The 17,860-nt window shown below is 69.3% G+C and carries 18 protein-coding genes; 12 read left to right on the forward strand and 6 right to left on the reverse strand.

The window, feature by feature from the left end; genetic code table 11:
• Nucleotides 1–108: 108 nt before the first annotated feature.
• A complete protein-coding gene (locus COC42_RS08390; RefSeq protein WP_176484594.1) occupies nucleotides 109–2,550 on the forward strand; it encodes an ATP-binding protein in 2,442 nt (813 codons plus the stop codon).
• Nucleotides 2,551–2,940: a response regulator gene (locus COC42_RS08395; protein ID WP_096342686.1), complete on the forward strand. Its 390-nt coding sequence runs from the start codon at nucleotides 2,551–2,553 to the stop codon at nucleotides 2,938–2,940.
• A gap of 40 nt (nucleotides 2,941–2,980) precedes the next feature.
• On the opposite strand, the gene COC42_RS08400 is transcribed toward COC42_RS08395, so the two are convergent.
• Nucleotides 2,981–3,175, reverse strand: a complete 195-nt coding sequence (locus COC42_RS08400; protein ID WP_425442828.1) for an ABC transporter permease — start codon at nucleotides 3,173–3,175, stop codon at nucleotides 2,981–2,983.
• Between COC42_RS08400 and COC42_RS18205 the strand changes: the two genes are divergently transcribed.
• The 9 genes from COC42_RS18205 (at nucleotide 3,162) to COC42_RS08445 (ending at nucleotide 10,918) form a co-directional block, all read left to right on the forward strand.
• Entirely contained in the window at nucleotides 3,162–3,704 is a 543-nt protein-coding gene (locus COC42_RS18205) for an ATP-binding protein (RefSeq protein WP_425442830.1), read from the forward strand. The genes COC42_RS08400 and COC42_RS18205 overlap by 14 nt on opposite strands.
• A 324-nt stretch (nucleotides 3,705–4,028) precedes the next feature.
• Nucleotides 4,029–4,286 carry a hypothetical protein gene (locus tag COC42_RS08410; protein WP_217991266.1) on the forward strand — a complete coding sequence of 86 codons (258 nt, stop codon included), beginning with the start codon at nucleotides 4,029–4,031 and terminating at the stop codon, nucleotides 4,284–4,286.
• A 449-nt stretch (nucleotides 4,287–4,735) separates the two neighbouring features.
• Nucleotides 4,736–6,037, forward strand: a complete 1,302-nt coding sequence (locus tag COC42_RS08415) for an MFS transporter (RefSeq protein WP_096342688.1) — start codon at nucleotides 4,736–4,738, stop codon at nucleotides 6,035–6,037.
• 252 nt (nucleotides 6,038–6,289) lie between these two features.
• Nucleotides 6,290–6,685, forward strand: coding sequence for a hypothetical protein (locus tag COC42_RS08420; protein ID WP_096342689.1), 396 nt, complete (start codon nucleotides 6,290–6,292; stop codon nucleotides 6,683–6,685).
• Between the two features lie 64 nt (nucleotides 6,686–6,749).
• Nucleotides 6,750–7,226 (forward strand): DUF5991 domain-containing protein, encoded by a 477-nt coding sequence (locus tag COC42_RS08425; RefSeq protein WP_096342690.1) that lies wholly within the window; start codon nucleotides 6,750–6,752, stop codon nucleotides 7,224–7,226.
• Nucleotides 7,227–7,229: 3 nt separating this feature from the next.
• A complete protein-coding gene (locus tag COC42_RS08430) occupies nucleotides 7,230–7,823 on the forward strand; it encodes a TetR/AcrR family transcriptional regulator (RefSeq protein WP_096342691.1) in 594 nt (197 codons plus the stop codon).
• 22 nt (nucleotides 7,824–7,845) lie between these two features.
• A complete protein-coding gene (locus COC42_RS08435; protein WP_096342692.1) occupies nucleotides 7,846–8,475 on the forward strand; it encodes a hypothetical protein in 630 nt (209 codons plus the stop codon).
• 23 nt (nucleotides 8,476–8,498) lie between these two features.
• Nucleotides 8,499–9,146 carry a zinc ribbon domain-containing protein gene (locus tag COC42_RS17420; protein WP_141395814.1) on the forward strand — a complete coding sequence of 216 codons (648 nt, stop codon included), beginning with the start codon at nucleotides 8,499–8,501 and terminating at the stop codon, nucleotides 9,144–9,146.
• Nucleotides 9,147–9,274: 128 nt separating this feature from the next.
• On the forward strand, nucleotides 9,275–10,918 hold the full coding sequence (locus COC42_RS08445; RefSeq protein WP_096342693.1) for a c-type cytochrome: 1,644 nt from the start codon (nucleotides 9,275–9,277) through the stop codon (nucleotides 10,916–10,918).
• Here the strand turns inward: COC42_RS08445 and COC42_RS08450 are convergent.
• The 5 genes from COC42_RS08450 to COC42_RS08470 are packed head-to-tail and all read right to left on the reverse strand — an operon-like array spanning nucleotide 10,915 to nucleotide 15,950.
• A complete protein-coding gene (locus tag COC42_RS08450) occupies nucleotides 10,915–11,892 on the reverse strand; it encodes a hypothetical protein (protein WP_096342694.1) in 978 nt (325 codons plus the stop codon). The genes COC42_RS08445 and COC42_RS08450 overlap by 4 nt on opposite strands.
• Complete coding sequence (locus COC42_RS08455) at nucleotides 11,889–12,986, reverse strand: GNAT family N-acetyltransferase (RefSeq protein ID WP_096342695.1); 1,098 nt, start codon at nucleotides 12,984–12,986, stop codon at nucleotides 11,889–11,891. Before COC42_RS08455 ends, COC42_RS08450 begins: the two co-directional genes overlap by 4 nt.
• The gene (locus COC42_RS08460; RefSeq protein WP_096342696.1) at nucleotides 12,983–14,113 is read right to left on the reverse strand and encodes a hypothetical protein; all 1,131 of its coding nucleotides are present in this window, start codon (nucleotides 14,111–14,113) and stop codon (nucleotides 12,983–12,985) included. The genes COC42_RS08455 and COC42_RS08460 overlap by 4 nt, the downstream gene beginning before the upstream one ends.
• Nucleotides 14,110–14,982 carry a HesA/MoeB/ThiF family protein gene (locus COC42_RS08465; protein ID WP_096342697.1) on the reverse strand — a complete coding sequence of 291 codons (873 nt, stop codon included), beginning with the start codon at nucleotides 14,980–14,982 and terminating at the stop codon, nucleotides 14,110–14,112. The genes COC42_RS08460 and COC42_RS08465 overlap by 4 nt, the downstream gene beginning before the upstream one ends.
• Nucleotides 14,979–15,950: a hypothetical protein gene (locus COC42_RS08470; protein WP_217991267.1), complete on the reverse strand. Its 972-nt coding sequence runs from the start codon at nucleotides 15,948–15,950 to the stop codon at nucleotides 14,979–14,981. The genes COC42_RS08465 and COC42_RS08470 overlap by 4 nt, the downstream gene beginning before the upstream one ends.
• Nucleotides 15,951–16,542: 592 nt before the next feature.
• Between COC42_RS08470 and COC42_RS17910 the strand changes: the two genes are divergently transcribed.
• The gene (locus COC42_RS17910) at nucleotides 16,543–17,793 is read left to right on the forward strand and encodes a DUF5996 family protein (RefSeq protein WP_096342698.1); all 1,251 of its coding nucleotides are present in this window, start codon (nucleotides 16,543–16,545) and stop codon (nucleotides 17,791–17,793) included.
• Nucleotides 17,794–17,860: the final 67 nt, after the last annotated feature.

Raw genomic sequence — 17,860 nt, forward strand, 5'->3', positions numbered from 1 at the left:
CTGTCGACAATGGCCGTTTGGCCAGGCGGGAGGTGCCGTGCCCGCAACACCGTCGATAATCTCCGTCCACCGGACGCCTCCGTGCGATCCGCACCGGCAGGCGAGCCGATGACAGGGGGCGCAACCCTTCGCCCCCCGTCGCCGGTGCAGTTCGTGGCGCTGGCGATCCTCGTGCCGGCGATCCTCGTCGTCTTCGCATTGTTCCTCGGCGGCGAATATTCGCGGGTCCAGGAGGCGCGCCGCGTTGCCAGAACCAGCGCCGAGGTGACGAAGACCGCGCTCGAACTTCGCGCCGCGCTGCGCCAGGCCGAAACCGCGCAGCGCGGCTACGTCCTGACGCGGAATCCGCGCTTCCTCGCACCCTATCGACCGGCGCAGCGCATCGCCGAGGCGCGCCTTGCGCGCTATCGGACGCTGACCGGCGACGCGGCGGTCGAAGAGGTGGTCGCGGCCAAGTTCGCGGAGATGGATCAGGTGCTGTCGCTGGGTTCGGCCGGGCGATGGGACCGCGCCGCGACGCGCATCGCCGATGGCGAGGGTCTGGCGCTGATGGGCCGGATCGAGCGGCTGATGCAGGCCCAGATCGACCGCAGCGATCGACAGACGAAGGAAGCGGGCGATCGGTTCGAGGCGCGCAGCCGATCGGTCCAGCGCCGTGCCTGGGCATTGGTCGCGATCATTACTGTCGCGCTCGTGCTCGGCCTCGCCGTGCTATGGCGGCTGCGTGCGCAGCGCTGGGCGGCGGCGGTCGCCGCTCAGGACGCCTCGACGCGGCACCGCGCGATCCTCGACAGCACCAGCGACGCGATCGTCATTTTCAACCCCAGCGGTTCGATCGAACAGGCCAATGCCGCCGCCTTCCGCCTGCTCGGCTATCGGCCGGGCGAGCTCGAGCGGCGGGACGTCGCCTGCATCCTCGACATCGCCCCCGGCGAGGGCACGTTCCACGAACGCGTCGGCGTTCGCGAGGATGGCATCGCCGCGCCGATGCGCGTCGACCGGACCGCGCGCGCCAGCGACGGCCGCGAGGTGCCCGTCGACGTCTCGCTCGGCCTGATGCCGCTGCCCGACGGCCTCCACGTCGTCGCCTCGCTGCGCGACGTGTCCGAGCGTCAAGCCGTCGAGCGGATGAAGAGCGACTTCATCGCGACCGTCAGCCACGAGCTGCGCACCCCGCTAACCTCGGTCATCGGCGCGCTCGGCCTGTTGCGCGCGGGCTCTGCCGGCGAACTGCCCGGCCCGGCCCACAATCTGGTCGCGATCGCGGAGAACAATGCGCGGCGGCTCATCCGGCTGACCAACGACATTCTCGATCTCGACAAGCTGAGCTCGGGTGCGATGCAGCTCGAGATGGCCGAGATCGACCTTGCCGAGGTCGCGGCCGACACCGCCGAAAGCTATCGCGCCGCCGCCGAGGCGCGCGGCATCCGCATCGCAGTGGAGGCGGACGACGGACCGCTCACCGTCAGTGGCGACCGGCAGCGGCTGATCCAGGCGGCGGGCAACCTCCTCTCCAACGCGATCCGCCATACTCCCGACGGTTCGCGAATCACTATCGCCACCCGGTCGCAGGACGGCCGCGCGTTGCTCGCCATCTCCGACGAGGGTGCGGGCGTGCCGATGGAGTTTCGCGACCGCATCTTCGACCGCTTCGCACAGGCGCCCTCCGACCAGGGGGGCGGCACCGGCCTCGGTCTCGCGATCGTGCGCGAAATCGTCGGCGGGCACGATGGGTCGGTCTGGTACGAGGAAGCGCCCGGCGGCGGCGCAAGCTTCGTCATCGCGCTTGACCGGGTGCGCCGCGTGGCCCGGGACCGCATCATGCTGCTGTCTGAGGATGCCAAGACGATCGCGCGCATCGCCGCGATGGTCGAGGCGGACGGCGCCGTGCTCGAACCCGTCTCTACGATCGCGGCGGTCGAGGCGGCCGCACGATCGGCGACGCCACCGGCGCTGTTCCTGTTCGACCTCGATCTGGCGGCCGAGCGGCACGCTGACCTGCGGACGTGGCTCGAGCGCGATCCGGACCTCGGCGAGGTGCCGCGCGCGATCGTCTCGCAAGCGCTGGCCCAGTGCGAGGCGGCGCTGCCGTTCGACGTTGTCGGCTGGTTCGCCAAGCCGATCGACGAGGCGGCGGTGCGGTCGGCGCTGCATGAAAGCCGGACGCGCCGACAGCGGGCCGGCGGCCCCGTCATCCTCAATGTCGAGGACGACCGCGATCTGGGCACTGTCATGGCCGCAGCGATGGCGGGCGAGGGAGAGCTGCTGACGGCGCCCGACCTGGCCACCGCACGCCGCCTGCTCAAGGAGCGGACCCCCGATATCGTCATCCTCGACCTCGCCCTACCCGACGGCAACGGCATCGAGCTGCTGCCCCACCTGATCGACGCAGATGGCTGTCCCATTCCCGTCGTCGTCCACTCGGCGCAGGCGGTGTCGCAGGCGCTGGTCGATCGCGCCGCCGCCGTCGTCACCAAGTCCCGCACCACCCTGCCCGATCTGCGCTCGATCGTGCGCGCGATCGCCGATGGCCGAACGCCGGAGAGCTGAATGTCCGACCCGCTTCGCATCCTTTATGTCGACGACGACGACGACGTGCGCCAGATCGCGACGCTGTCACTGCGGCTCGATCCGTCGCTGCACGTCGTCGATGCTGCATCGGCGCAGCAGGCGCTGACGCTGGTCGATGCCGATCCGACTGCGTTCGATGCCTTCGTCTTCGACGTGATGATGCCGGGCATGGGCGGCATCGAGCTGATGCAGCGGATGGCCGGTCGTGGCGATCGGGCCGCCACCGTCCCCGTCATCCTGATGACCGCGCGCGCGCAGGCATCGGATATCGAGGGCTATCTCGCGGCGGGCGCGCGGGGCGTGATCGTCAAGCCGTTCGATCCGATGCGCCTCGCCGCCGACCTCCGCGCGATCGTCGCCGAGGGGTAGCGCAAAGGCGGTTGGCGCGGCGGGCCTTGCCGACCGCCCCTCATTCGTACCGCAGCGCCTTGACCGGGCTCGTCCGCGCGACGCGCCAGGCATGGCCGGCGACGGTCGCCACCGCGATGCCGAGCGCGAGGCCGCCGGCCAGCAGGAACGGCACCGGCGTCAGCGCGATGCGCTGGTCGAAGCCGTTGAGCCAGTCGCGCATCAGCCACCAGGCGATCAGGTTGGCAACCAGCACCGCCCCGGCTGAACCGCCAGACGAGCAGCCGGAGGATGAATCGACCCGGCGCTTCATCGACAGCTATCGCGAAGTCGCCCGCCCGTTCGTAGCGCGCCGCCGCCGCTTCGCGGCGCGCGCGTTCGCCGACGAGCTCGCCCGGCTGTTCGCGGTCGAATGGGTCGAACACCGGCTAGAATGCGCGATCGACGGGGCGCTGACGATCGACGCCGACCCCGATCTGCTGGCGCAGGCGCTGCTCAACCTGCTGCGTAACGCCGCCCAGGCAAGCGACATGCCCGGCCGACGTCGCGTCTGGCTGAGGATGACAACGACCACGGAGGGCCTCTTGATTGAGGTCGAGGACGATGGTCCCGGCATCGCCGAAGCGCTGCGCCAGGATGTCCTCCTACCCTTCTTCACGACCAAGCCCGACGGGTCCGGAATCGGCCTTCACCTCGTACGGCAAGTCGCGATCGCGCATGACGGTCGTGTCGAAGTCGCCACCGGGGCGGCGGGCGGGGCGCTGATCCGGCTGGCGAGCCTCTGACCGGATCCTGCCGCCCGTCCATGCCGTAGCCGACCTGGTTACCGATGATCGTATCGCCCCGCCGCGGAACCCACGCCCGACGCGAGGGCACCGCTCGCCAAACCACCTAAGGCAGCTTCGTGCGGCATCGCCGGGGCCGGTTTCTATCGAGGATCATGTTCGCGCAATCTTCGGCTGCTTCTTGCGAGGGGCACCGTCGGCGCCACGGATGTCGGTGCTGTTTTTCAGCGGATCAGAAGGACCGAGTTCATGCGTCAACGTTCAATGAAAATCCGATCGGCGCCCATCGTCGCCGCGCTGCTGGGAGTGTCTCTCTCGGCATGCATGTCGGGCGCCGAGCAACGGCAGGTCAATTTCCTGAACGACAGCGGAACCTGCGACCAGTTCGGCGCACGTCGCGGCTCGCCCGCCTATAGCGACTGCATGCTCGCGCAGCAGCGCCGGCGGGACGACAAGCGGCTCCGGTCACTCGAAGAGGCGCGCACGGCATCCGAGCTCGCGCGCAACGGACAGATCATGGCCGAGCGCGCGAGGCGTGACCGCTGCCGTCGCAATCCGGATCGCAAGGAATGCGGACGTTGAGCGCGCTGTCCGTCGCAGCCGGCGAGGTCGGCGACGACCAGCGTTCGGGCGCCTCGGGGACGCTCGGGTCGCGCGGTGTCCATCTCCTTCGGGCTTGACGAGTGCGATGCCGTCCTCGCGGGCGTGACGGCCGCCGAGCCCGACAGCATCGCCGCCCGCCGTCGCGACCGAGCGAGCAGGGCGACCGGGCCAGGTTCGGCGCGCCGGCGCGCGATATGCCCGCTTCGACCATGAACAGCTGATGCGGGCGCGGATCCGGCCTTCGCGCTCCTTCCCGTCCGCTGCGCATCCTTGGAAGCCCAGAGCCGCCGTTAATCGATGGGTGCAGTCGTTGGCCGCGCAGGGCAGACGCGCCGGCGTTGCGGGCGGACAAGTTGTGAGGCGCGACCACTTTTTCTGGCCGGATCGCTGCTTCGCGGGCATAGGCACCTCAAAATGGAGGAGCGGACATGCGCGATGGGCGATCCCCGACCGACGGTTCGACCGCCGCGGACATGGGCGAGCAAACGCTGCGGCGGATCAGCCGGCGGCTGATGCCGCTGCTCTTCGTCCTGTACCTTTTGGCCTATATCGACCGCCAGAACGTCTCCTATGCCAAGCTCGAGATGGTCGATGCACTCGGTCTGTCTGAGGCGGCCTATGGGCTGGGCGCCAGCCTGTTCTTCCTCGGCTATTTCCTGTTCGAGGCCCCGTCGAACGTCATTCTCGCGCGGGTCGGGGCGCGAGTGTGGTTCGCGCGCATCCTGGGCACCTGGGGCCTGATCACCGTCGCGCTCGGCTTCACGCGCGATGCGACCATGTTCTACGTGCTGCGCTTCCTTCTGGGTGCGGCCGAGGCGGGGTTCTTTCCGGGCGTCCTGTACGTCCTGACGCTCTGGTATCCGCAGGCACGGCGTGCACGGATGGTCGGATGGTTCATGATCGCGAGTGCGGTCGCCAACGCAGTCGGGTCGCTGATCGGCGGCGCGCTGCTGGAGATGGGCGGGCTCTGGGGCCTCGCCGGCTGGCAGTGGATCTTCGTCGCGACGGGCATCCCCGCGGTGCTGATGACGCCGGTGGTGCTGCTCGCCCTGCCCAGCCGGCCGGCCGACGCTCGGTTCCTGAGTGCGACGGAAAAGGCGTGGCTGGCCGACACCCTCGCGGCCGAGCCCAAGCAGGTGGCGGACGGATCGGCGTGGCGCGCGATGATCGATCCCGACGTGCTCCGGCTGGCGGCGCTCTATTTCGCCATGCCGCTCGGCGCGTACGGCCTCAGCTACTGGCTGCCGACGATCGTGCGCGGTTTCGGGGCATCGGATTTGCAGAACGGCCTGCTCAACATCGTGCCGTGGATGTGCGTCGCGTTCGCCTTGTGGGCGGTGCCGCGGCATGCCGCCCGACACGGCGCAAACCGGTGGCATATCGTCGCGCCGATGCTGGTGGCGGCGGCGGCACTGATCGGGAGCGTCGTGTTGCCCGGCGCGGCGGTAAAGTTCGCATGCCTGTGCCTGGCGGCCGCGGCGGTGTTCGCGGGGCAACCCATGTTCTGGAGCGTGCCGCAGCGCCTGCTGACCGGAGCACATGCCGCCGCGGGGCTGGCCGCGATCAACTCGATCGGCAATCTTGGCGGCTTCGTCGCGCAGAACGCGGTGCCGGCGGTGCGCGACGCGACGGGCAGCAATCTGACGCCGATGGCACTGCTTTCGGCCGCCCTGGCGATTTCGGCCGCTGGGTTCTTCCTGTTGCTGCCTCGGATTGAACGCACGCGGTAGCGAACCGCGTGACGCCGCCCGCGACGGGCGCGAGCACGTTGATCGACTAGCCACCAGCATGAACGACGCTGTCGCGCTCTGCGCTAGCAAGAGAGGCGCCTGCGCGCCCCACCGATCCGCCTTCGCCAATTGAGTGACCCCCCACGAAAATGAGCACCGTTCATTTTCTATTAATTGAGCAGTGTTTATTTCCTCTGCCTGAGGCCGACATGGTTTCGCCGCCCTGCTGTTAGGGTCGCAAGGAGAAGGACGATGAACGCCAAGCACCTGATCGCCGCCGCCGCGCTTGCCGCCGCGACCGTCACCGGTAGCCAGCCGGCCGCCGCCTACCCGCTAAAGATCACCGGCCGGAGCCTCGCGAGCGCGCAGCTCAAGGTCGACGTGCTCCGACAGATCGCAGAATATTCGAGCCGGACCGGCGGCTGTCGCTTTCTGCATTCGGCGCATATGGACGTGATGCCGCGCAGCTATGTGCCGCGTCAGCCGACTCGCCCCGCCCTGACGCTCGGTGGCCACTTCGAGGTGTGGACCGTCAACGCCTGTGCAGCGAAGCAGCGCTTCCAGATCGCGATGTGGCCCTCGCGCCGAGGCGGTGCCAATTTCGCCGTCACGCCGCTGACCGGTCGAATGTCGCTCGCGACCTCGTGAAGCGCAGCGTCGTTTCAAACGTTGCACTGCCGTACTATCCCCGCACCCCACAAGGAGAAGCATCGTGAACACGACCTTCCTTGGCGCAAGATCGGTTGCCCTCACCATTGCGGCCGCGACTGCTGCCGCGTCCCTGCCCACCGCCGCCGCCGCGCAGGTCGCGGGCTGGCACGGCCGCTATGTCTGGGAGGAGGATGTCGGCCGCCGCGGCGGAACCGATCCTGGGGACAGCATCGCTGCCTTCATCACCTATCGGCTTCAGGTCGGCCCCAATGCGGGATCGACCGGGTGCCGCCTGGAGGGTCAGGGATTGCAGACCAACAAGCGGATCTTGTGCACCATTACCCCGCAGCGCGGATCCGCGATCGTCAAATTCTATGGCTATGGTCCCGACAACATGTTCGATGACGGCTATCGCCGCGGCCAGACGCTGTTCACCCTGACGCGGGGTCCGCGCGGCATCACCACCACGCTGCAGGCGCTCAAGCCGTCGAATCGTGCCACGCCGCGCAGCGGCACGCTGTTCCGGCGCGCGGGATAAGCGATGGGCCGGCGATCCGATCACAGCCGCGAAGAGCTGCACGCGCTGATCCTTCAGGCCGGCGAGGCGCTGATGGCGGAAACCGGCCTCGCGGGCTTTTCCGCACGCGAAGTCGCCAAGCGCGTCGGCTACACCATCGGCACCGTTCACAATGTCTTCGGCAACGTGGACGGGCTGGTGATGGCCATCAATACGCAGACCTTCGCAATCTGGGCGGAGGCGCTGCGGGCGCGACTGGCCGATGCGGAAAGCGATCGGATCGCCGCGCTGGTGCGCGCCTATTTCGCCTTCGCCCGCGCCAATCCGCTGCGCTGGTCGGCAATCTACGAGCACCGCGTCGCAGCCGACGCGATCCCCGCCGATCAGGCCGCGGTGCGCGGAGAGCTGACCGGCATCGTCGTCGGCGAGGTCGCGGCGGCGCTCGGCCGGGTGCCGGACGAGGCGGTCGGCACGCTCGCGCGATCGTTGGTGGCAACCGTCCACGGGCACTGCACCTTCGACGCCGATGGGTCATGGGCGGCAATGGGCCAGCGCGACGCGGAAGCGGCCGCGCTGGCTCGGGTCCGCGAGAGCATTGCGGCAGCGCTGGCGCGCTGACCGCCGATCGGGAGAGATCGTCATGGGTATGATCGACCTCTTCGGCGCCTTTATGGACAAGCAGTTCCAGAAGACGCCGGACGGCTACATCTATCGCTTCAATGCCAAGGGACCACCGATCCGCGTCTCGGAAAGCGACCATGCCCGATACGTCCGTCGCGGCGGGTGGAGCTTCCTGTTCCATGTCGCCGGGCTGATGCTGTCGATCATCGCCGCAGCGATGGTGACCGCGCACTGGTTCCCGGCGGGCGGCGAGGCGGGCGGCATGGTGCTGATGGGCGCGCTGCTCATCGGCATCGGCGTCGCGCTGTACAAGTCGCTCGCCTGGTCGATGCGGGCGCCGGAGCGCGAGCTCGGCACCGCACCTGTCGATGTTTCTACCCTGACCCCGCAGCGGGTGCTCCGCACCGAACCCCGTGCCACGCCGGCACGCAAGGCATCCGGCCTCGTCCTTTTTGGCTATTTCGTCGCCGAGATGGTCGCCGGGATCGCGGGCGCGCTGCTGCTCTATCGCCTGCTCGAGCCCTTAAACGAGAATGCCGCGATCGTCGGTGCGCTCGTCGGGTTCGCCGCTGCCGCCTGGGCGATCGACCGCCTGTGCGTTCGCCGGACGGGCGAGAGCGTGCTCGAAAGCCTGCCATTCATCCCCTGACCCTCTTCCAGCGGAGCAACGTCATGGCCTTTTGCACTGATTGCGGCACCGAACTGCCCGCCGGCGCCCGCTTCTGCCCGTCCTGCGGCAAGCCTGCGGGTGTATCTGCCGCGGCCGCCGCACCGGTCGGCGCCGCGCCACAGCCGGTAAGCCACCCGGCGCCACCGCCGCCAGCGGCGCGCAGCCGCGGAGGCCGCGGCGGCGCGAGGCTGATCCTGCCGGTGATGATCGTCGTCGCGCTGTTCGTCATCGGCTATATGCTGCTGGTCCAGCGCGACGGTGCCCGACCGATCGCCGAAACCGGACGCAGCCGCACCGAGGCGCCATCCGACGACACCCGGACGGAAGTCGCCGAAGCCGCGGACGCCGCCGATGACCCGACCCGCACTACCGTCCCCAGCCTCGACGCTGCGTTCAAGGCCGATCCAAGCGGCGCGCGCGCACGCTATGACGGATCCGTCACCGTCAGCGGCACCGTCGCCGCCGTTACGCTCGGCGGCACGCCGTCGCTGTCGCTCGAGGGAAGTAAACCCTTCAACTACGTCATCGCCAATGTCTCCGACGCCTCGGAAATCGGGGACGCGGCGAAAGGCAGCCGCATCAACCTCACCTGCGATCGCGTGACCGCACTTGCGGGCACGACGATGCTACAAGGTTGTGTGCGCGACTGAGCGAACGGCCGGCGCGAGCGGGAGACGAAGGATGAGAGTCGATCACAGCCTGCTCCCGTGGTTCACGCCATGGCCCGCCGGCCGCGACCGCCTTGCCGCGTCGTTCAACAGCGCGTTCGTCGGCTGACATGACGGGCCGGTCGCTCAAGCGGCTCGCGCTCGGCGGTTCGGCGGTGCTGCTGGCGGGCGCCGCACTCTGGGCCGGTGCGCGACCGGTCGGCGAAGCCATGACCCGGCCGCCCGTCGCACCTGGCGCCGGCACGGTGGCGGCAGGCGCAGCCGCTTTTGAGGGCGCAGGCTTTGGCGGCATCAGCATGGCCGCGCTGGAGCGGAACGCCCTGCCCTGGCGCGTGGTAGCCGCCGCCCTCGTCCTCGAAGAGCAGGCGCGCGACCCGGCGGCGCGGGTCGACAAGGCGACGCTGTCGCGGGTACTCGAACGGTTCGGCTTTCTTACCCGAGCCACCGTCATCAACCGACCGGCGGGCGTCGGCGCGCGGCCGGGCGGCATGGCGCTCGGCCTGACGACAGGCGACGTCGCGCCGGTGGGTGGGAGCGTCGTGCGCGTCGCCAATCTCGGCTGCGCTGCGTGCCACGCCGGCATCGGCTATCACGCCGATGGCAGTCCGGACCCGAGCCGGGCGGTGCTCGGCATGCCGAACACGTCGCTCGACCTCGAAGCGTATACAATGGCGGTGTTCGCGGCGCTGCGCCGACACGCCGACAGCGATCGCCTGCTCCCCGCCGCAGCCGCGCTGTTCCCCGAGATGAGCTGGCGCGAGCGGGCGAGCCTGCGCCTCCTCGTGCTGCCGCTCGTCAGGCAACGACTGGCCGACCTGCAAGGGCGCGACCGCCCGCTGCCCTTCCCGAACGGCACGCCCGGCAGCACCAACGGTGTCGCTGCGCTCAAGGCGGCGCTCGGCCTGCCACTGATTGGCGGCGGCAGCGGCGATGTCGGAACGGTATCCATCCCGGAGCTGGGCGAGCGGGTCTGGCGGACGCGCCTGCTTGCCGACGGTGCATACGGTGTTCCGGGCGGTGGGGCGCACGCCATGACCGAAGCCGACCTGACGCCTGCGCACCTCTCGGCGCTGGGCGCGATCACCACCTTCTTCACGGTGCCCAGCATGGGCGTCCATCCCGATGCGGCCATTGATGCGCTTGGGGACGCGGATGCAGTCGTCGACTTCCTGAAGGCGTACCGCCCCGCGCCGTTTCCCGGCGCCGTCGATCCGGCGTCCGCGCGAGCCGGTGCCGCGATCTACGCCGGCCGTTGCGCCGCGTGTCACGGCGACTATCGCCTGGACGGACGGCGCGCGCGGCTGGTCCGGTTTCCCAACTGGGTCGGACCGGTCGGCACCGATCCGCTACGCGCCGCGGCCTTCGACCCGGGACTGGTCGCGGCGGTTGGTCGAAGTGCCTATGCCTCGCGGATTCGCGTGACACTCGGCCCCGGTTACGCCGCGCCGCCGCTCGCGGGACTTTGGGCCTCGGCACCCTATCTGCACAACGGATCGGTGCCGACGCTGGCGGCGCTGCTTTGGCCGCAGACGCGGCCCTCCCGCTTCCAAACAGGGGGCCACGCGCTCGACTTCGACAAAGTCGGCCTGCGGCTGACGGATCGCGGCGCCTATCCCCCGGGCTATCGCCCCTTTGCGCAACCGGTGTTGCTGGACGCGCGCCGGCCCGGACGCGGCAATGGCGGGCACCTTTTTGGCATGGACCTGCCGGATCCCGACAAGCGGGCCCTGATCGAGTTCATGAAGCTGCTCTAGACGAGCACTTCCTCGATCGGCCGGCGCGCGCGGGGCGGCTGCTCGCCGGGCGGGCGGCGGCCGATCCGGAATGCGCTGACCACCCGGCGATCCGCACCGATGCCCGCCGCGCGCGCGATCTCGGCCGCGGCGCCGGGATCGTCGGCAAGCGCGGCGAGCACTGCGGCGCCGAAACCCGCTGCCTCGATCCGCAGCCACAAGCGGTAGAAGCGGGCGCCGCTGTCGAACGGCGCTTCGTTGCGCGGCCGGTGGAACACGACGAGCCCCGCCCCGCGCGCCACCTTGGCGCCCTCGGCCAGGAGCGGCCGCGCGAGCCCGATGCGCGCGAGCAGCCTGAACGCGGGCCCCAGCACCAGCGCTGCGCCGCGCGCCTCGATCCCGCTCATCGCCATCGCGTCGGCATTGAGCCCGTCAACTGCCCAGCGAGGATGGCGGCGGTCCAGGCGCATCCAGCCGCGCAGCTCGGCACGGAATGCATCGTCGCGCATGAAGCGGTAGCTCGCCGCGTCATATCGCCCGGCCAGTTGCTTCAGTATCGCGGGATCGGTGACCACCGCGGCATCGTCGGCAACCAGCGCCTCGGCCGCCCGGCGATCTGCGGCCGTCGGCTTCGCGAACGCGGCGCGCCACGACTGTCGCGCCTCGACGACGCCGACAAGCGGATCGGGCTCGCCATCGTCCACCAAGCGCCATCCGGCGACGCCGCGCAAGTCCGGCTCGTCGGCGGGCGTCGCGGTCGGCACAAGCGCCAGACCGCGCCGGCCGGCCGCCAGCCGCATCCCCTCTGCCGCGGCACCCAGACTGATTGCGGCATCGTTGCCGCGCGGGTCGCCCGTCGCCAGTCGAGATCGCAGGCCCTCGAATAGCGAGATCCCGTCGTCGCCGACCAGCCGCCATCGTGCCGGCTGCACATTGTGCACGCTCGGCGCCAGCGCTGCCTCGGCGACGAGGGCGATGCGGTCGATCGCGCTCACGCCAGCTCCTTTCTGAACAGGTGCAGATGGTGAAGCGGCCGGGCGCCGAGCTTCTCCATCTGCCGCAGGCTCGCCGCGTTGACGTCGGCGATCCAGGTGATCCCGAGCTGGCGGTAGCCGGCGTCGCGGAGCGAGGTGACCGTGCGGGCGAGCATGCCGCCCATCACTCCCTGACCGTGCATCGCCCGAGCGACCGAATAGAAGATGATGACCGCCCGCTGCCGTCCGAGCCGGTATCGCAGATAATGGAATGGCGTCGTCAAGCCGATCCGGGAGCCGGTCGCCGCGAGCAGGCCGTTGAGATCGGGAATGCAGATCACCGTCCCGACCGGCTGCCCGTCCTTGAGCAGCACGGACGAGAGACGCGGGTCGAGGATCGACATCATCTCGCCCGCCTGAAAGCGGAACTCCGCCGCCGTCAGCGGCACGAACATCGGATTGTCGGCGAAGCCGTCGTTGAGGACAATGCGCGCTTCCTCCATCCGCTCGGCGAAGCTCGCCTTTGCGACCGGCGCGAAGCTGAATCCCTCGCCGGGCTCGAGCGTGCGCAATCCCTCGGTCCGCGCCGCAGCAAGGTCGAGCTCGAAGGTACGCATGGGAAAGAAACGTGCGAAGCCGTTCGCCTCAAGCAGCCGGGGGACATGCGCGGCGTTGACGACCATGTCGGTATAGGCGCGCGCACCGTATCCACCGGTCATGACACCGCACTGCTGCATGGCGGTCAGGTTGAAGTTGCCGACGAGGTCCGCCTGACCTTGCTCCCGCGCGAACCGCTCGGCAGCGCCGAGCAACACCGCGGCGGCATCCGCATCGTCGGCGCAGTCGAAGAAGCCGAACTGCGCGCGGGCGGTGCCATGGGCGCTGTTCGATTGGCGATGCACATGGGCGATGATCCGACCGACAGGTCGGCCGGCCCGGTGTGCTGTCCAGAAAGCGAACGGGTTCCCCGCCGTCCAGAGCGGGTTCGCGCGCGCGTCGAGCATGCGCCGGACGTCGCCCTTGAGCGGCGAGACATAGCCGACATCGGGGGCATAGGCGTTGAAAGGGGCAGCGAAGAACGCATCGACGTCGCCGGAACGAAGCTCGACCGTCATGCCGCCGCCTCGATCAAGCGTGCCGCCACTGCGATCTCGTCGTCGAGCTCGGCACCCGCCAGCCCGCCGGCCGCGATCGCGAGGAACTGCGGCGGGCTACGCGACACGCGGATCAGATGGGTCGCCTGCGCGGCCTGCAACAGGTCGCGCGCGGCGTCGCCCGCCTCGTCGTCCAGATCTGCGTCGACGACACGGTGGGCCAGCAGCGGCTCGAGGCTGGCAGGCGGATAGGCGGCAAGCGCCTCGCCGTCGATCAACTGTCCCCCTTCGAGCAGCGGATGCGCCGACAGGATCGCGGTCAATCCGGCCCCGGGGGTTCGGGCTAGGGCGGCGACCAGCCCGGCGCCCTGCGGGCCGCGGCCCTGCGTCCGCTCGATGAGGAGCAAGAGCGCGCCGACCGCAAAGCCGCCCGCCGCCAGCCGGACCGCGGCAGCGGCATCGAGCGCAGCGACGCCGATCCAACCGACGAGCGTCATCAGGGCGGCCGCCCCGGCATTCACCGCAAGGTCGGCGAGCAGCCCGCCCGGCGTCCCGCGATCGTCGACCAGACGCGACGAACCGAGCACGATCACCAATACCGCCACTGCGCCGCCCCGAACCGGCAGGTCGGGGAAGATCGCGTGAAAGTCGGTGAGGGCGAGCGGGATCGTCAGCACCAGCGCAAGCAGGAAGGTGTCAAGCGTCCGCCGCTCGGCTGACCGCAGGTCGCCCCGCTCACGCGCCAGCATCCCGATCGTCAGCGCGAGCATGACCGACTGATAAGCGGCGAGCGCCACCGCCGCGCCCTCGCTCCACGCCACGCCGAGCGTCAGCGCAAGGGCGGTGAAGGTGATCCCGCCCCCCAGCCCCAGCAGCTTGACCGCGCGCGGCGCATGGCGCCGGCAGAGCTGTTCGGCGAGGCGAAGCCCGGCGAGCGGCAACCACGCCGCGGCGATCATCAGCGCGACGATCAACGGGAGCGATCCGGTGGCGAACACGGCGAGCCGCAACGCCAGCAGCAGGCCGGTGAGGGCATAGAGCGCGCGCAGGCGAGCTGCCACCGGCGAACGCGACGCCGCCTCGCCCGCCGCGCGCCAGGCGAACGCCAGCGCGGCGAGCGCGATCGCGGTGATGAGGCTGTCGATCACGCCATCATCTTCTGCATGAAGCGCCGCACCGCAAAGCAGCGCACTGCCGCGATCGGGGCAGCGAGCGGGCGCTCGATGCGAACCTTGTGCGGGTTGAAGAAATAGCCGCGGTGATCGGTCCCGCCCCCGCGGCCCAGGATCACGCGGATCGCCTCCTCGGCCATCATCGTCCCCGCCATCGTCACCATCGTGGCGAAGGAGAAGCGCGACCGCTTGCCCGCGGCGACCTCGGCCGCGATGTCCAGATCGACATGCGCGTGGCTGCTGCTGTGGGTCAGCACATATTCGATCTCGCGTTGGAGGCATTCGGTCCGCATCGCCGCGGTCACCACCGTCCACTCGACGCCGACCGTCGGATAGCCGAGGCGAGCCTCCGGCCGCGGCGCGTCCGGCTTCACCACCGTGACCGAGGGAAGCGGTGACGCATAGGCGTCGATCACGGTGCGGCCATGCGCCTCCGCCCGGCGGTATAGGTGAACGCCCGCGGCCGCGTCGTCCATGCCGTTGACTATCACGTCGCACGCGGGGATCAGCCGTTCGAGCTCCCCCGTCCACGCCGCGCCGAGCAGTTCGATCTCGGCTTCCGGGTTGATACGAAGCGCACCCGCGCGGGCCGCCGCCGCCTTGTCCGCGCCCACCGTGTCCAACGTCGCGAACAGCTGCCGGTTGAGGTTCGACACTTCGAAGGTGTCGATGTCGGCGATCGTGAACCGCCCGACGCCGGCGCGCACCAGCGCCATGAACGCCGCGCCGCCCATGCCGCCGACGCCGGGTATCAGCACATGCGCCGCGCGCAGGCGGTCTTGCTCCTCGGCGGTCACAAACCCGCGATTGCGCGTCGTCATCTCGTCATAGTCGAACCCGGTCATCGCGCGGCCCTCAATCTGCCCAGCGGCTTGTCGGCGGAAAGCCATTGCACCAGCGGCGCCACGACCGCCTGAACGGCGAGGACGATCCCCTGCACGGCCAGCTGCGGCACGGCGCTGCGCGGCACACTTCTCGCCAGAAAACGGCGAGCGGTGCCGACATCCAGCCGACCGATCTGAAGCACATCGTCGCCTCGCTCGTAATCGAGCGTTTCGGCGCAAAAGCGGTTGTAACGATCGTCGCGGTGTTTCGCGGCCACCGCAAAGCTCTTCTTCAGATTGTCCGAACCGCCGGTATAGGCGTTGGTGATCACCTGCATGACCGGGTCGAACCCGGCATCCGCTCCGACGCCGAACGCCGCCCGCTGTCCCTGCATGATCTGGTGCGCGAGGTGCTGGTGCGCGAAGCTTGCCCGCGTGCCGGCCTGGGCGGGATAGACGTCGTCGAAAATCTCGGCGACCATGCCGACCACGGCGGGCACCTGCGTCACGCTGCTGATCCAAAGCGGTCGCAGACCGCGGCGGACAAACAGCGCGAAGCAGGTGAGCCCATAGAGGATCCACGACAGTCCCCCGCTCCGCTCGGCCGGATCGACCATCACCAGGCCAAGGTGCAGCACCTCGTCCGGCAATCCGCCGCGCCGGACGGAAAGGAGCGGCATCGCGTTGAAGGCGATCGGACAACCGTCCGCGGCCCGGCGGACGAGCGTGACGACACTGCGCTCCCACGCCGACCCGTCGGGTGCGAAAAGGCCGTAGTCGAGCTGGCGCCCGTCCAGGCACGCGGCGACGACCGTACGGCAGGCCTGTTGAAGCTTTTTGAACTCGGCCGACGGCAGGGTACGGGCGGGGCGCTCGACGATCTCGACCACGTGCTCACGGCCCGATCGAAAACGCAGCAGCAGATAGGTGCCCGTAAACGCCCTGAAGATCGCCGATGGTCGCATCGCTCTCCCGATTGCGCGCACCATGCCAACGAACCCTTGCCACGGCAAATAGGCCGTGCCGAGCGTATGTTGCCGGTGGCCGATCATGTGCCGAACCGGCACCGCCGGACGCCGAACGAGAGAACGAATCGCCCCGCTTGCGCCAGGTAAACAAACCACTCGCTTCATCGTGAACAGGCGAAAGCGTCGGCAGATTGAAGGCAGGATGCGCGGAAAGATCGGGGCCGGTGCCGCGACTTTCGCATCGCGCCGTCATGTCACCGAGGTGTTTTCGACTGGAGGCAATTGGCCGCACCTCCATCAACACCTCGGAAGACTCCAGGTCGTCGACGCAATGAAGGCGACCGGCCGATGGTCTTCCGGCCGCGCGTCAGGACCATGGTTGCAGCCGGCGATGCCGGGGCGCGGCTGATGATCCTCCGCGGCGCGGTGCTCGGCAGCGAGCGTCACACATCTGATGGAATTTCGTCACATGGAAGCGGCTAACGGTGATTCGCGTGCAGCCTATGGGCTTGGGCCGCTTCGACCTGACGGTGAACGGCCGGGACGGGTATATCTCGTTGTCAGCGCGAGTCGGCGCGGCACCGCGCGAGAGAAGCAGAGTGGAGAATTCGCCATGACGATCAACTGGCCGCAGCTCGATTACCTCGGCTGGCGGGACACCTGCTCCGCGCTGCACCTATATCTGCAGGTCGCCGGCAAATACCGCCTGGCGCACAGCCCTTGGCTGAACCATTCCTGGAACGCGACCTTCTACGTCACGCCCATCGGACTGGCCTCCTCGCCGATCCCCGACGGTCCCGGCATCGAACTGCTGTTCGACCTGCGAAAGCATGAGGTGGTGGGCACCAACGGCGATGGCAGCCGGGCCTCGTTCGCGCTCGGGCCGACGACCGTCGCGGCCTTTCATGGCGCGTTTGTGAAGCTCATCTCGGATCTCGGCGGCACGCCCAGCTTCCACGACACGCCCAATGAGGTCCCGCACCCTCTGCCCTTCCCCGAGGACCATCGCGATCGTCCTTACGACCGCGAGGCCGTGCAGCGTTTCCACCAGGCGCTGGTCGCGACCGACCGGGTGTTCAACCGCTTCCGCACCGCATTTCTGGGCAAGTCGAGTCCCGTCCACCTTTTCTGGGGCGCGCTCGACCTCGCGGTGACCCGCTTTTCGGGGCGACGCGCGCCGCTCCACCCCGGCAACATTCCCGCGCTGCCGAACGACGTGGCGCAGGAAGCCTATGACCGAGAGGTCGCATCGGTGGGCTTCTGGCCGGGCGGCGGGGGCATCGATTACCCCGCCTTTTATGCCTATGCCTATCCGTCGCCCGCCGGCTTTCGTGCCGCGCCGGTCGAGCCCGATGCCGCCTTCTGGCACGAGCAATTGGGAGAATTCGTCCTGCCCTATGAGGCCGTCCAAGCGGCCGGCGATCCCGACGCGACGCTGCTTGCGTTCCTCACTTCGACCTATGACGCAACGGCCGATCTGGGCGGATGGGACCGCGACCTGCTGGAGTGCGCGGTGGGCCGGCCGCGCCAGGTGCGTCCGGCAGACCCGCATGTCGAGGCACCGGCCGACCAACCGGCGACAGGCACGGTGGAGCGCGAGGACGGCGAGACGAAGGGTCGCTACTGGATGTCGGTCGACGCGGTCGAAGCCGAGATGACCTATAGCCGGGCCAGCCCTTCGCTCATCATCATCGATCACACCGAGGTGCCCACGGCGCTGCGCGGACGCAAGGTCGGCGAGCAGCTCGTCCGCCGGGCCGTCGAGGACGCAAGGCGCGAGGGGGTGGCGATCATTCCACTTTGTCCCTTTGCAAAGGCGCAGATCGACCGTCATCCCGAGTGGCAGGACGTGCTACACGGCTAGCCCAAGAGGTGATCTTGGCGAAGGGCGAGTTGGCATTCTTCGAAGGAAGTCCTCGCGGATGCTTGGA

The sequence above is a fragment of the Sphingomonas spermidinifaciens genome, assembly GCF_002351485.1.
Lineage (GTDB): Bacteria > Pseudomonadota > Alphaproteobacteria > Sphingomonadales > Sphingomonadaceae > Sphingomonas > Sphingomonas spermidinifaciens.

Bases quoted from the DNA above. Each gene is read 5' to 3' on its own strand.
- COC42_RS08470 (WP_217991267.1), bottom strand. From the start codon at position 15,950: ATGGTGCGCGCAATCGGGAGAGCGATGCGACCATCGGCGATCTTCAGG.
- COC42_RS08435 (WP_096342692.1), top strand. From the start codon at position 7,846: ATGGGTATGATCGACCTCTTCGGCGCCTTTATGGACAAGCAGTTCCAG.
- COC42_RS17910 (WP_096342698.1), top strand. From the start codon at position 16,543: ATGACGATCAACTGGCCGCAGCTCGATTACCTCGGCTGGCGGGACACC.
- COC42_RS08430 (WP_096342691.1), top strand. From the start codon at position 7,230: ATGGGCCGGCGATCCGATCACAGCCGCGAAGAGCTGCACGCGCTGATC.
- COC42_RS08395 (WP_096342686.1), top strand. From the start codon at position 2,551: ATGTCCGACCCGCTTCGCATCCTTTATGTCGACGACGACGACGACGTG.
- COC42_RS08410 (WP_217991266.1), top strand. From the start codon at position 4,029: ATGTCGGGCGCCGAGCAACGGCAGGTCAATTTCCTGAACGACAGCGGA.
- COC42_RS08390 (WP_176484594.1), top strand. From the start codon at position 109: ATGACAGGGGGCGCAACCCTTCGCCCCCCGTCGCCGGTGCAGTTCGTG.
- COC42_RS17420 (WP_141395814.1), top strand. From the start codon at position 8,499: ATGGCCTTTTGCACTGATTGCGGCACCGAACTGCCCGCCGGCGCCCGC.
- COC42_RS08445 (WP_096342693.1), top strand. From the start codon at position 9,275: ATGACGGGCCGGTCGCTCAAGCGGCTCGCGCTCGGCGGTTCGGCGGTG.
- COC42_RS08465 (WP_096342697.1), bottom strand. From the start codon at position 14,982: ATGACCGGGTTCGACTATGACGAGATGACGACGCGCAATCGCGGGTTT.
- COC42_RS08420 (WP_096342689.1), top strand. From the start codon at position 6,290: ATGAACGCCAAGCACCTGATCGCCGCCGCCGCGCTTGCCGCCGCGACC.
- COC42_RS08455 (WP_096342695.1), bottom strand. From the start codon at position 12,986: ATGACGGTCGAGCTTCGTTCCGGCGACGTCGATGCGTTCTTCGCTGCC.
- COC42_RS08415 (WP_096342688.1), top strand. From the start codon at position 4,736: ATGCGCGATGGGCGATCCCCGACCGACGGTTCGACCGCCGCGGACATG.